The organism is Streptomyces sp. NPDC002835 (assembly GCF_053591995.1).
Genome location: NZ_JBSFUW010000019.1, coordinates 72,255 through 85,161, shown reverse-complemented (window position 1 = coordinate 85,161; position 12,907 = coordinate 72,255). Strand labels below are relative to the sequence as shown.

The window sequence follows — 12,907 nt, the reverse complement described above, 5'->3', positions numbered from 1 at the left end:
CCCGGAACACCGCGCGGAGCGCGGTGCCGGTCCGGGCCGGCCGGAACGTCCCGCGAACGCGGAGTGCCGGGCCCACCCCCGGCGGGCCCGGCAGCCCCGCCCGAGGGCGGCCCGGACAGGGAAGGCGGCGAGTGGGAAGCGGCCCGCACCCGCCGCACCCCGGCTCACATGTACTGCTTCAGCTCCCGCCGCGCCAGCGACCGCTGGTGGACCTCGTCCGGACCGTCCGCCAGCTTCAGCGTCCGCGCCGCCGACCACAGCTCCGCCAGCGGGAAGTCCTGGCTGACGCCGCCCGCGCCGTGGACCTGGACCGCCTTGTCGAGGATGTCCACGACCGCCCGCGGCGTCGCGATCTTGATGGACTGGATCTCGGTGTGCGCGCCCCGGTTGCCGACGGTGTCCATCAGCCAGGCCGTCTTGAGCACCAGCAGCCGCAGCTGCTCCACCGTGACCCGCGCGTCCGCGATCCAGTTCTGCACGACGCCCTGCTGGGCGATCGGCTTGCCGAAGGCCTCGCGGGACACGGCCCTGCGGCACATCAGCTCGATCGCGCGCTCCGCCATGCCGATCAGCCGCATGCAGTGGTGGATACGGCCCGGGCCGAGCCGCGCCTGCGCGATGGCGAAGCCGCCGCCCTCCTCGCCGATCAGGTTCGAGGCCGGCACCCGCACGTTGTGGAACACGACCTCGGCGTGGCCGCCGTGGGAGTGGTCCTCGTAGCCGTAGACCTGCATGGCGCGGCGGATCTCGACGCCCGGGGTGTCGCGCGGCACCAGGATCATGGACTGCTGGCGGCGGATGTCGGCGCCGTCGGGGTCGGTCTTGCCCATGACGATGAAGATCCGGCAGAGCGGGTTCATCGCGCCGGAGATGTACCACTTGCGGCCGTTGATGACGTAGTCGTCGCCGTCGCGGACGATCCGGGTCTGGATGTTCGTCGCGTCGGAGGAGGCGACCTCCGGCTCCGTCATGGCGAACGCCGAGCGGATCTCGCCGGCCAGCAGCGGCTCCAGCCACTGCTTCTTCTGCGCGTCGTCGCCGAACTGCGTCAGCACCTCCATGTTGCCCGTGTCCGGGGCGGCGCAGTTCAGCGCGGTCGGGGCCAGGTGCGGGCTGCGGCCGGTGATCTCGGCGAGCGGCGCGTACTGAAGGTTCGTGAGACCGGCGCCGTACTCGGAGTCGGGGAGGAACAGGTTCCACAGGCCCTGCCTGCGGGCCTCCGCCTTGAGCTCCTCGACGATCGCCGGGGTGTCCCACGGCGACGCCAACTGCGCGCGCTGCTCGTGCTCGATCTGCTCGGCGGGGTGGACGTGCTCGTCCATGAAGGCGAGCAGCTTGGCGCGCAGTTCTTCGGTACGGGCGTCGAATGCGAAGTCCATGGGGTACTCAGCCTTCCTGGAGGGTGGTCAGACCGTGCTCGATGAAGAGGGGGACGAGATCGCCGATCCGGTCGAATCCGGCGCCGACGGTCTGGCCGAGGGTGTAGCGGTAGTGGATGCCCTCGAGGATCACGGCGAGCTTGAACCAGGCGAACGCCTCGTACCAGGAGATCGCCGAGGTGTCCCGGCCCGAGCGCTCGGCGTAGCGCTCGATCAGTTCCGCCGGGGACGGGTGGCCCGCGGCGCCCGCCGTGGTGCTGACGGGGGAGTCGGGCAGCTCCAGCCGCTTGCTGTACATGACCAGCAGGCCGAGGTCGGTCAGCGGGTCGCCGAGGGTGGACATCTCCCAGTCGAGCACCGCCGTGATCCGGTCGTCGTCCCCGATCAGCACGTTGTCCAGGCGGTAGTCGCCGTGGACGACGGCGGCCGCCGGGGAGGCGGGGAGTTCACGCCCCAGCGCGGCGTGCAGCTCGTCGATGCCGGCCAGCTCGCGGCCCCGCGAGGCCGCGAGCTGCTTGCCCCAGCGCCGCAGCTGCCGGTCGAGGAAGCCCTCCGGCCGGCCGAAGTCGCCGAGGCCGACCGCCTCGGGGTCGACGGCGTGCAGTTCGACGAGGGTGTCGACCAGGGACAGCACCGCGGCCCGGGTGCGTTCCGCCCCGAGCGGCGCGAGCTGTTCCGCGGTGCGGTACGGGGTGCCGGCCACGAACTCCATGACGTAGAACGGCGATCCGAGGACCGACTCGTCCTCGCAGAACACCACGGGCTGCGGCACCGGGACGGCGGTCGGCGCCAGCGCGCTGATCACCCGGTGCTCGCGCTTCATGTCGTGGGCGGTCGCCAGCACGTGGCCGAGCGGCGGCCGGCGGACGACCCAGCGCGAGGCGCCGTCGGTGACGGCGTAAGTCAGGTTGGAGCGGCCGCCCTGGATCAGCCGGGCGCTGAGCGGTCCGCCCACCAGCCCGGGCCGCTCACGGTCGAGATAACCGCGCAGCTGCTCGGGATCGAGGCCTGGGGGGACTGAGCTCATGGTGGGCACCTCCGGGGGCGGACCTGGGAACGCGTTCATGATGACCGACCAGTCGGTATGTCGTCCAGTGGCCAGGTCGAAGCGAAGTCCGGATCACACCGGTGCGAGGCCGGCGGCGGGCGCCGACACGGTCGCTCCCGGCCCGGAAGGGCCGGCCCGCCAGGCGTGGCCCCGGGTCCGGAAAGGCCCCGCACGTCAGGCACGGCCCCCGGGTCCGGAAGGATCCCGTCCGTCAGGCGTGGCAGGCCACCGGCACCCCGCCGTTCATCACCGCCATGTCGGCGAACACCGCCGCCGCGTCCAGCGGCGACCCCTCCGGCAGCCCGTCCAGCTCCGCGTAGGCCCGGTGCAGATTGGCCACCAGGCGTTCGCTCTCCCGCAGCCCGGCGAAGTCTCCCGGATCCGCCGCCCGCGCCGTCTCCAGCGGAGTGAGCCCCTTGGCCCGCCCCTCCTCGGCGAGACCGGCGACGAACCGCAGATAGCGCTCGGTCGCGTCGTACGCCGAGGGGTCGGTGACCGGGCCGTGGCCCGGCACCACCGTCTCGGCGCCGAGCGACCGCAGTACGCCCAGCGCCCGCAGTGAACCGCTCAGCGAGCCCATCGGCACGAACGGCGTGCCGCCCTGGAAGATCAGGTCGCCGGTGAAGACGACACCCTGCCGGGGCAGGTGCACCACCGTGTCGCCGGTCGTGTGGGCGACGCCGCCGGGATGGACGAGCCGCACCTCGACGTCCCCGACATGGACCGTCATCCGGTCGCTGTACGTGACGGTCGGCGCGGTGATCCGGATGTCCCCGAAGTCGGTCCGCGGCCAGAGCAGATGGAGCTGGCGGCCCGCCGCGAGCAGCTCACGGCGGCACGCGTCGTGCCCCACCACCACCGCTTCCGGCTCGAAGACGCCGTTTCCGTAGGTGTGGTCGCCGTGGTGGTGGGTGTTGACGACGGTGCGGGGGAGCGGGGCGCCGGTCGCCAGCAGCGCCGCGCGCAGTGCCTGGGCCCGCCGCTCGGTGGCGGCGGTGTCGACGAGGAGGGTGGAGCCTCCGTCACTGACGAAACCCGCGTTGTTCAGGCACCAGCCGCCGTCCGGCTGGACGTAGGCGTACACGTGCGGCGCGACTTCGACGGTGTAGGGCTGGTCGGCGGGCAATGCGGCTCCCCGGGGCGGGTCGACGGCGAATCGGCCCTCGGAGTCTGTCCGCCGGCCGCCGCGGGGGAAACCGGGCGCGGGCGGTGGGCTCAGTGATCGTCCCAGTGGCCGTCGTGCTCCGCGTGGCGGTGCCCGTCGTGGACGTAGTCGACGTGGTCGCCGTGCACCACGGCCGTGTGGCCGCAGCCGGCGCCGTGCGCGTGCGTGTGCCCGCTGTGCGACACGTGCTCGCCGGGCTCGCACTCGTCCCAGTGGCCGGAGTGCTCACGGTGCAGGTGCCCGTCGTGCGCGTAGTCGACGTGGTCGCCGTGCGGGACCTCGGCGTGGCCGCAGGCCGGCCCGTGGGCGTGCTGGTGCGCGGTGTGTTCCTGGTGGGCAACGGTCATGGCGCTCACCTCTGGTGTGATTCGTGCCGTTGTGTCCGTTCCAGATTAGGCGGCGCGGGCGGGCCGGGCTCCGCGCGGCGCTCCGCGCCGTGATGGCACGCATGTCCGAGGCGTAGCGCTCCATGCCCGGTACGTGCACGTCACGTCACACGACGACCGCGACCGCGAAGGCCGCCAGCGCCAGGACGCACACCACCGCGGCGAGCGCGCCGCCCAGCGGCATGGCCGGCGGCCGGGCCGCCGCCATCGCCCCGATGCGCCGGTGCGCGACCGCCAGGAACCCCAGCCAGGCGACCACGCTCAGCGCGACCGCCGCCACCGTGTCCTGCGCCGCCTGCCTGGCGGCGAGCACCGCCACCACCGTGCAGGTCAGGGTGGTCCGACGCCACGCGAGCCGGGTCCGCTCCGGCTGCAGACCGGGGTCGCGGGCCGGGGCGGTCACACGTCACCCCACGCCACGACCACCACCATGGCGGCCGAGACCACCGCGACCACGACCGCCAGCAGCGCGGGGAACCGGGACACCGGCAGGTCCTCGCCGCGGCGCATCGCCCGCTCGCACCGCACCCAGTGGTTCACGGCCCGCACGGCACACGCCGCCCCGACGCCGATCAGCGCGAGCGCCAGCCCCGCCCGCACACCCCAGCGCAGGTCCGGCAGGAACTGGTCGACCGCGAAACCGCCGCCGATCAGGGCCAGCGCCGTACGGATCCAGGCGAGAAACGTGCGCTCGTTGGCGAGCGAGAACCGGTAGTCGGGTGTCTCGCCCTCCTCCCGGATCCGGGCCGGTGCGAACCACAGCCGCAGGCTCTGTACGAAGTCGCTCACGCCACGCACCCTACGCGGGCGGGCCGGGCCGCCGTTGTCCTGCCCGTACGGGCCTCAGCCAGCCCGGTGCGCCCTGAGCCGCTCGTAGGCGGCCAGCCCGTCCGGCACCCAGTCCCACTCGCCCAGCCGCGCCTCGAGCTCGGCCTCCGTGAGGAACCCGTGCCAGGCGACCTCCTCCTTCTGCGGGTCCACGGGCAGCTCGCAGCGGACCTCGTAGACCTGCGACCACCACGCCGGCCCGGGGCCGCCGTCCGCCCGGCTCTCGCCCTCGTACAGGAACTTGAACAGCGGCACCGGCTGCGGGAGCCCGCGTACCCCGAGCTCCTCCTCCGCCTCCCGCAGTGCGGCCTCGTCGTAGCTTTCGCCGGCGCCCACCACCCCGCCCACGAACATGTCGTACATCGAGGGGAAGACCAGCTTCGTGGCGGTGCGCCGGTGCACGAAGATCCGCCCTGCCGCGTCCCTGGCGAGGATGAACGCACACCGGTGGCGCAGCCCGCGGGCGTACGCGTCGCCGCGCGCAGCCTGCCCGACCACCCGGTCGTGCTCGTCGACGATGTCGAGGATCTCTTCCGCGGACCGCATCTCAGTCATGCGCCCATCCAAGCACCGCGGGTCCGCCGCCATTGACGAGTTACTCACCCGTAAGGAAGATCGGGTCCCACCGGCCCGACCGACGAATGGAAGACCATGGCGTACGACGCTGACGTGATCGTGATCGGGGCGGGACTCGCCGGCCTCGTGGCCACCGCCGAGCTCGTCGACGCCGGACGAAAGGTCATCCTGCTGGACCAGGAGCCCGAGCAGTCCATCGGCGGACAGGCCCACTGGTCCTTCGGCGGACTGTTCTTCGTCGACTCGCCCGAGCAGCGCCGGATGCGCATCAAGGACAGCCACGCCCTGGCCCTCCAGGACTGGCTGGGCACCGCCGGTTTCGACCGGGAGGAGGACCACTGGCCGCGCCAGTGGGCCGAGGCGTACGTCGACTTCGCGGCCGGCGAGAAGCGGGCCTGGCTGCACGGCGAGGGCGTGCGGTTCTTCCCCGTCGTCGGCTGGGCGGAGCGCGGCGGCTACGACGCGAACGGGCACGGCAACTCGGTGCCGCGCTTCCACATCACCTGGGGCACCGGCCCCGGTCTGGTCGCACCCTTCGAGCGCCGGGTCCGCGAGGGCGTCGCGAAGGGGCTCGTGCAGCTCAGGTTCCGGCACCGGGTCACCGGCCTGGGCAGCAGCGCCGGCGGCATCGACACCGTCACCGGCGAGATCCTCCGGCCGTCCGACGCGGAGCGCGGCGCGGCGAGCAGCCGCGAGGTGACCGGCGCCTTCGAGCTCACGGCGCAGGCGGTCGTCGTCACGTCCGGGGGGATCGGCGGCAACCACGACCTCGTACGCGCCCAGTGGCCGGAGCGGCTCGGCACCCCGCCGGACAAGCTGCTCTCCGGCGTTCCCACGCACGTCGACGGCCTGATGCTCGGCATCGCGGAGGGCGCCGGCGCCAGCCACATCAACCGCGACCGGATGTGGCACTACACCGAGGGCATCGAGAACTGGAACCCGATCTGGGCCAGGCACGGCATCCGGATCCTGCCCGGCCCGTCCAGCCTCTGGCTGGACGCACGCGGCAAACGGCTGCCGGTGCCGCTGTTCCCCGGCTTCGACACCCTCGGCACGCTCGACCACATCATGCGCACCGGCCACGGCTACACCTGGTTCGTCCTCGACCAGAAGATCATCGGCAAGGAGTTCGCGCTGTCGGGCTCCGAGCAGAACCCGGACCTGACGGGCAGGTCCGTCCGTGACGTCTTCGTACGGGCGAGGGCGGACGTGCCGGCGCCGGTGAAGGCGTTCATGGACAAGGGCGTCGACTTCGTCGTGGAGAAGGACCTCGGCGCGCTGGTGCGCGGCATGAACCGGCTCACCGGCGACGACCTGATCGACGAGGCGGAGCTGCGGCACGAGATCACCGCGCGGGACCGGGAGATCGCGAACCCGTTCACCAAGGACCTCCAGGTCACGGCGATCCGGGGCGCCCGCAAGTACCTCGGCGACAAGCTGATCCGCACGGCCGCGCCGCACCGCCTGCTGGACCCGAAGGCGGGCCCGCTGATCGCCGTCCGCCTCAACATCCTGACCCGCAAGTCCCTCGGCGGTCTGGAGACGGACCTGTCCTCGCGCGTCCTCGACGCGTCCGGCACCCCGCTGACCGGCCTGTACGCCGCGGGCGAGGCGGCGGGCTTCGGCGGCGGCGGCGTCCACGGCTACCGGTCGCTGGAGGGCACGTTCCTGGGCGGCTGCCTCTTCTCCGGGCGCGCGGCGGGGAGAGCGGCGGCCGCCGCGGTGGGGTAGGGGCGGACCCGCGGACGGCGGAGGGCCGGCATCCCCGAAGGGACGCCGGCCCTTTGGCGCGGCCGGGTCAGCGGAAGGCCGCCCGGACCGTGTCCCGGGCCGTCTCCACCCCCTGTTCCACCAGGCGGACGACGATCGTCCGGTGACCGGTCCCGTACGCCCCGGTGTCCAGCCGGAACGACCAGTCGGCGAGCCCCGTCGCGGGCTTCCACCCGGCGGCGTCCACCGGCGCGTTGCGCGTCACGACCTGCCATTCGACCCGGGCGTCCGGCACCACGCGGAACGTGGACCGGGCCGCCTCGGACGGCGTGCCGTCCCGCACGGCGCGGACGTACAGCACGTGCTCGCCCACGGCCGGCCTGCCGAGGCCGGCCCGCCAGGTGCCGGTGGCGTCGTCGAGCTCCGCGCTGACGGGCGAGGCGAACGTGGCGTCGTCGACGGAGCCCTGCACGCGGTGGGTCTCCGGCCGCCCGCCGACCCCCTCGGGGTCACTGCCGAGGTCGGGGAAGGCGAACCGGCCGCCGGCGACGACTGCCTGTCCCGCCACGGCCTCTGAGCCGTCGGTGGGGGAGTCGATCGTGGCCCCGAACTCCAGGCCGGTGGGCGGCAGCGCCGCGGGGCCGACCGTCAGCTTCGAGGCGTGGTCGCCCTCGTATCCCACCGAGACGAGCGCGGTGGTGTCCGACAGCAGCTGCACCGTCAACTGCTCGCCCGTGAACGCGTGCCGGGCCGTGTCGAAGTCCACGGTGAACCTCGTCCAGCCCCCGGTGACGAGTTGCGCAGCGGCCTTGCCGCGCCCGATCTCCCGGTCGGTCGCCTGGAGCACGACCGTCGGTCCCACCATCGCGGCGGGGGCACCGGTGCGCAGGTACAGCTCCGCCCGCACCAGTGAGCCGGACGCCAGGGGTGCGCCGAGGGTGTCGGTCGCCGGGAAGGCGGCCGTCGGCAGGTACGGGGCGGCCGAGGACAGCGTGTCGCCGACGGCGCAGCCGTCCGCGTCGCCGGTCCGGTCGGTGCGGTCCATCGTCCGTTCCGCGCCGCAGTCCGGCCCCTGGTGCAGGTAGTAGCCGAACATGCCTTCCCCGGCGGGGGCTTGGGCCGTGGCCGTGTCGTCGCGGGCGGCGGCCGTCCGGCGCAGGACGCCGAGCGCGCCGTCGAGGGTGGCCACGTCGTCGAGCGAGACGGAGAGACCGGTGGGCATCGCCGCCGGGTCCTCGGCGCCGTCGCCGTCACGGTCGTAGCCGCCCCAGACGCTGTCGCGGATCGCCCGGTCGGTCGCGAAGAAGTCGTCCTCGACGGGCCGTTCGGGCAGCAGCGCCCTGCCGAGCAGGGTGTCCACGGCGCGCCGTACGGTCTCGGGCGTCGCGGCGCCGTAGCCCTCGAAGAGGACGTTGCCCGCCGTGTACGGCGAGGCCAGCGGCCAGCTCGCGGACGGCAGGTCCTCCGCACCGAGCGGGAAGGCGTTCTTCAGGACAGCCTCCCGCAGTTCGGCCCGGGTGAGCCTGCCGTCGTGCAGGTACACGCTCTCCGGCACGGCCCCGCCCTCGGCGACGACCTGTCCGGCCTTCTGGCCGGCGTTCGGGTCGCCGACGGCGTCGCGGACCCGCTGCAGCGTGGTGCCGAAGACACCGGCGGTGTACGGGGTCGCCGCCGACGTGCCGCTGAACTGGTCCTGGCAGTGCACCCCGGTGTGGCAGGCGGACGGCAGGCTGCCGATGCCCCACGACGACAGGTGCACGGGGATGCCGTCGCCGACGACCGCCCGCCCGTCGTCCCGGCGCAGCGCGCCGACGGTGATGTTCCAGTCGGGTCCGGTCTGGTCGGAGTGCCAGGTGCTGACGGGCACGTCGAAGGCGTTGCCGACGCCGTTGCCGGCGGCGAACAGCACGGTCTGGCCGCGCTCCGCGGCCTCCTTGGTGACCTCCTCACCGCTGAGCACCGGGCCGACGGGCGCGCCGCCGATGTAGCCGAAGGAGTGCGAGGTGATGTCGACCCACGGGTAGCGCGTGGCGACCGTCTCGTCGAGGCCCTCCACCATGACCAGCAGGCAGGACGGGCAGTAGCCGTAGCGGTTGCCCGCGGAGACCGAGGCGGAACCGGTGCCGTGGCCGTTGTCGTCGAGCACGGGGTGCTCGCCGTCCAGGGAGGCGGAGTACGCGCCGACGATCTTGGTGCCGGGTATCCAGTGCAGCCTGCCGCCCGGTACCCGTTCGCTGGTCCACAACTCCTGGTCGGCGGCGGGCAGATAGCCCTGGCCGAGGGTGACGGGGACGGCCGGCGCGGACGCCGGGTAGCCCGGGATGTACTCCGACGGATGCCGGGTGAAGTTCTCCGTCAGCGCCAGGACATCGGGATCCGGATAGGTGCGGGCGGAGAACTCCAGGTGGTACGGGTTGATCCCGGTGTCGGCGATGCCGATGACGGTGACCGGCGGCCCGGCGGCGAGCCGTTCGGCGCTGCCCACCAGCACGGACGTGGTCTCTCGCCGCTCCAGGCCTGCGGCGTCGGTCGCCTTGAGGGTGACCAGGTGCCGGCCTTCCGGCAGGGCGGTCGCGACCGTGGCGCCGGCGCCGTCGTCGAAGTGCCCGTCGGCGTCGAGGTCCCAGGCCGCGGTGACGGGTTCCGTGCCGCCGGAGACGCTACCGGTGAGCCGTTGTCCGTCGCCGGTCCCGAATTCGTACGGGCCGCCGGCCGCCACGCGCGGCCGGGGATCGGCCGGGCGCTCGCGGGCCACGACCTGGGCGGTCACCTCGTCGGCGACGGTCGCCCACTTGACCGCGACGACCTTCCAGGTGCCGGCGGCGGGCGACGGCACCGACGTCTTCTCGGGGTGCCCGGCCGACTCGGAGCGGGCCACCACCTCGCCGGACGGGTCGGTGACCCGCAGGTCGTAGTCCTGGGCGGTCGTCGTCCACGACAGGGTGACGTCGAGGGAGCTCACGCCGGAGGGCACGTCGAAGGGGAACTCGACGGCCTGGCCGGTGGGGAAGGCTCCCGGGGTGGTGTCGGACCGCGTCTCCTCGAGAAGCGTCGAGGACGTCTCGTCCACCACCACGACCTTGACGGTGTCGGACGTCGTCGCGCCGGCCGCGTCGCCGACGCTCAGCCGCAGCTCGTAGGCGCCGGCGGCCAGGCCCGCGGTGTCGAAGACGGCACTCGACGAGTCCTGGCCCGTGACGGCGCCCTGCTCCGCCGACCACGCCCAGGTGTAGGGCGCGGTCCCGCCGTACGCGCTGCCGAGCAGCACGGTCTTCTCGCCGGCGGCGACATGGCCGCTGTCCCCGGCGTCCGCGTGGAGCGGCGCGGTCGGACCGGGCACGGGGGATCCGGTGCGGGCGGTGCCGGTCACGTCGACGGCGCCGTTCAGGGCGCCGTGCACGGCCCCGTCCACGACCTGACGGCCGTCGACGGTGGAGACGGCGACATCGGCGCCGGCCGCTTCTTCGGCGCCCGCGGCCGGCGCGGGCAGCAGCGAGACGCACACCGCGAGTGTCGCGGACACGACCAGGGCGCGGAGCCGGCGGGCTTTGCCGGCGGTGCGCGCCATCAGTTCTCGCCCCAGTTCTTGGCACAGGTCTTCAGATCGGCCTTGACCCGCTGACCCCGGTCGACGACGACGGGCACCCGTTCGAGGAACTTGCCGTCCTTCTCGCAGGTCAGCGTCCAGTTCTCGATCAGACCGCCGGTCTGCTCCTCGGTGGCGTCGAAGAGCGACGCGGTGAGCGTCCAGGAGGGTGTGGCCGAGGCGAAGTTCTCGACCCGCAGCACGTAGGCGCCCTGCTCCGGGGCCTGGAGGAGTACGCGTTCCTTCTCGCCGACGAACCCGGCGGAGCTCGCGACCTGGGTGAGCGTGCCGTCCGCGTTCTTCCGCAGCACATACAGGTCGAGGTCGTCCGGGGTCGGCCAGTCCAGCGTCACTTCGAGGACGTCCGCCTCGCGGCCCACGGTGAAATCCTGCTCGGTGCGCTGCCCCGGAGCGGTCGTGCCCGTGTAGGACTGCCGCTCCAGCGGCTCGGAGCCGATCACCTGGAGCTGGCGCGCCTTGACGACGGGCCGGGTCGAGGGGTTGACGTGCCAGGTGTACGAGCCGCCGGAGCCGACGGTCATCGTGGTGTCCAGGGTGTCCTGGACGCTGCCGGACCAGGTCGGGGTGGCGAAGCTCTTGCGCAGCCGCAGGGTCGCGCCCGCGGGGGCCCTGCCGGAGATCACCGAGTGGGTCGCGGTGTCGACGGCGCTCTCCAGTGCGATGAGGTACGCCTCCCGGTTGCCCCCGCCCGCGTACTCGCCGGCGCCCAGGTACTCGTCGACGACCTCGGCGAACGGCGGATGGAACTCGTCCGGACCGATCTCGAAGGTGTAGCCGAAGCCGCCGGTCGCGTTGTACGACCAGTCCTCGGTGGAGCCCGTGGTGTCGTAGAGCTCCCAACTGTGCTGGCTCGTGTAGCCGTTCTGGGCGGCCATCCTGTCGCCGAGCGCCGTCAGCGCCTCGTCGTCGGCCGCGGAGCCGACCGGCACTCCGCCGGGGCCGACCGTGTCCGGCGCGACGCCGCCGGGGCTGAGTACCAGGTTGGAGAAGGTGTGGTTGGTGATCAGCCCGGTCACCTGCCGGCTGCTGATCAGGTCGCGGATGTTCCGGGTCTCCGGCTCCGAGAAGGGCGCGGCGCCCCGGTAGGTGGGGTCGACGGACTCGGCCGCCGCGCCCGGGCCGCCCCAGTAGGCGCCGTAGTTGCGGTTGAGGTCGACGCCGGCGCCGAAGCCGCCCGGACTGCTCGTCAGGGAGCATTCGCCGGCCAGTGGGGCCTGGCCGTCGACGATCCGGCAGTTCTTCCGCTTGTAGGCGTTGCCGGGCGTGGCCAGGATGGACGCCGTGCCGCCGCCGTCGACCGTACGCAGGTCGACCAGCTGTCCGTCGTTGAAGGACTTCTCGAAGCCGTCGACGTTGACGACGGGCACGACCACGATCCGGGCCTTCTTCAGCAGCGACGTGATCCGGTCGTCGGTGCCGTGGTTCTTGACCAGGTCGTGGGCGAACTCCATGGCGTGCTCGCCGGACGGCCATTCACGGGCGTGGTGCAGACCCAGCATGACGAACACCGGCCGCCCCTCCACGGCGGCCGTGACGTCGTGCGCGATCTCGATCCCGTGGACGGGCTTTCCCTCGAGGCTCCGGTGCCTGAGCGTGATCTTCTTGACCAGATCCGGGTGCGCCGCGGCGAGCCGGTCGAGATCGCTGTTGTAGTCGTCGAGGCCGCGGTAGCCGTCGCGGCCGGACGGCAGCGGCGAGGTGGTGGTGGCCGCCGCGTAGGCGCGGTTGGCGGCGTTGATCTCGGACTCCCGCAGCACGAGGTCCGGGATGCGCACCTGCCAGGTGAAACCGGCCGCGCGCAGGGCCAGGGCGTCGCCGGGCTGGTGCAGGACCACCTCGGTGTATCCGTGTCCCGCGTGCTCGGTGACATCGAGACCGAGCGTGCCGAGCTCGGTCCTGTCCGCTCTGGTGGGGGTGTCCACCGTGACGAGCTGGGGCCTGAAGTCGTCCTCCGTCGCTCCGGCGGGTGAGAAGGCGGTGAAGGGCAGCAGTCCGGCTGCGGCGGCTGCCACCACCGCGCACGACAGTGCGTTGCGCGTGCGGGATTGTCTGTGCGACACGACCACGTGAACTCCCGTCAAAAGGAGCTCCGCCCCAGGTCGGAGGCGCGCCGAAGGGTGGGCGCGACGTCCTGTCCGGAGCATTGCCCGATCCGTGGTGGGGGGAGGCAGACGGGAACGTACCAAAGGATTGGCATGGACACGAGAT

General features: G+C 73.0%; 10 protein-coding genes. 1 reads left to right on the top strand and 9 read right to left on the bottom strand.

Annotated features, from left to right (window positions below):
- Window positions 1–164 precede the first annotated feature (164 nt).
- The 7 genes from ACWD01_RS21325 to ACWD01_RS21295 form a co-directional block, all read right to left on the bottom strand.
- Window positions 165–1,379, bottom strand: coding sequence for an acyl-CoA dehydrogenase family protein (locus ACWD01_RS21325; protein ID WP_451164057.1), 1,215 nt, complete (start codon window positions 1,377–1,379; stop codon window positions 165–167).
- Between the two features lie 7 nt (window positions 1,380–1,386).
- Window positions 1,387–2,406, bottom strand: a complete 1,020-nt coding sequence (locus ACWD01_RS21320) for a phosphotransferase family protein (protein WP_451164055.1) — start codon at window positions 2,404–2,406, stop codon at window positions 1,387–1,389.
- 232 nt (window positions 2,407–2,638) lie between these two features.
- A complete protein-coding gene (locus ACWD01_RS21315) occupies window positions 2,639–3,553 on the bottom strand; it encodes an MBL fold metallo-hydrolase (protein WP_451164053.1) in 915 nt (304 codons plus the stop codon).
- Between the two features lie 89 nt (window positions 3,554–3,642).
- Complete coding sequence (locus ACWD01_RS21310; protein WP_451164051.1) at window positions 3,643–3,939, bottom strand: hypothetical protein; 297 nt, start codon at window positions 3,937–3,939, stop codon at window positions 3,643–3,645.
- Window positions 3,940–4,084: 145 nt separating this feature from the next.
- Entirely contained in the window at window positions 4,085–4,381 is a 297-nt protein-coding gene (locus tag ACWD01_RS21305) for a DUF202 domain-containing protein (protein ID WP_451164049.1), read from the bottom strand.
- On the bottom strand, window positions 4,378–4,767 hold the full coding sequence (locus ACWD01_RS21300) for a YidH family protein (protein ID WP_356899210.1): 390 nt from the start codon (window positions 4,765–4,767) through the stop codon (window positions 4,378–4,380). Before ACWD01_RS21300 ends, ACWD01_RS21305 begins: the two co-directional genes overlap by 4 nt.
- 54 nt (window positions 4,768–4,821) lie before the next feature.
- Window positions 4,822–5,352: an NUDIX hydrolase gene (locus tag ACWD01_RS21295; protein ID WP_451164151.1), complete on the bottom strand. Its 531-nt coding sequence runs from the start codon at window positions 5,350–5,352 to the stop codon at window positions 4,822–4,824.
- A 105-nt stretch (window positions 5,353–5,457) separates the two neighbouring features.
- On the opposite strand from ACWD01_RS21295, the gene ACWD01_RS21290 reads away from it, so the two are divergent.
- On the top strand, window positions 5,458–7,113 hold the full coding sequence (locus tag ACWD01_RS21290; protein WP_451164047.1) for an FAD-binding dehydrogenase: 1,656 nt from the start codon (window positions 5,458–5,460) through the stop codon (window positions 7,111–7,113).
- Between the two features lie 67 nt (window positions 7,114–7,180).
- Here the strand turns inward: ACWD01_RS21290 and ACWD01_RS21285 are convergent, their stop codons facing one another.
- A complete protein-coding gene (locus tag ACWD01_RS21285) occupies window positions 7,181–10,660 on the bottom strand; it encodes a S8 family serine peptidase (protein ID WP_451164045.1) in 3,480 nt (1,159 codons plus the stop codon).
- Entirely contained in the window at window positions 10,660–12,759 is a 2,100-nt protein-coding gene (locus ACWD01_RS21280; RefSeq protein ID WP_451164043.1) for a M14 family zinc carboxypeptidase, read from the bottom strand. Before ACWD01_RS21280 ends, ACWD01_RS21285 begins: the two co-directional genes overlap by 1 nt.
- Window positions 12,760–12,907 lie beyond the last annotated feature (148 nt).

Coding starts and splice junctions, on each gene's coding strand:
- ACWD01_RS21325 (WP_451164057.1), bottom strand. CDS start 1,379: ATGGACTTCGCATTCGACGCCCGTACCGAAGAACTGCGCGCCAAGCTG.
- ACWD01_RS21320 (WP_451164055.1), bottom strand. CDS start 2,406: ATGAGCTCAGTCCCCCCAGGCCTCGATCCCGAGCAGCTGCGCGGTTAT.
- ACWD01_RS21310 (WP_451164051.1), bottom strand. CDS start 3,939: ATGACCGTTGCCCACCAGGAACACACCGCGCACCAGCACGCCCACGGG.
- ACWD01_RS21295 (WP_451164151.1), bottom strand. CDS start 5,352: ATGCGGTCCGCGGAAGAGATCCTCGACATCGTCGACGAGCACGACCGG.
- ACWD01_RS21290 (WP_451164047.1), top strand. CDS start 5,458: ATGGCGTACGACGCTGACGTGATCGTGATCGGGGCGGGACTCGCCGGC.
- ACWD01_RS21285 (WP_451164045.1), bottom strand. CDS start 10,660: ATGGCGCGCACCGCCGGCAAAGCCCGCCGGCTCCGCGCCCTGGTCGTG.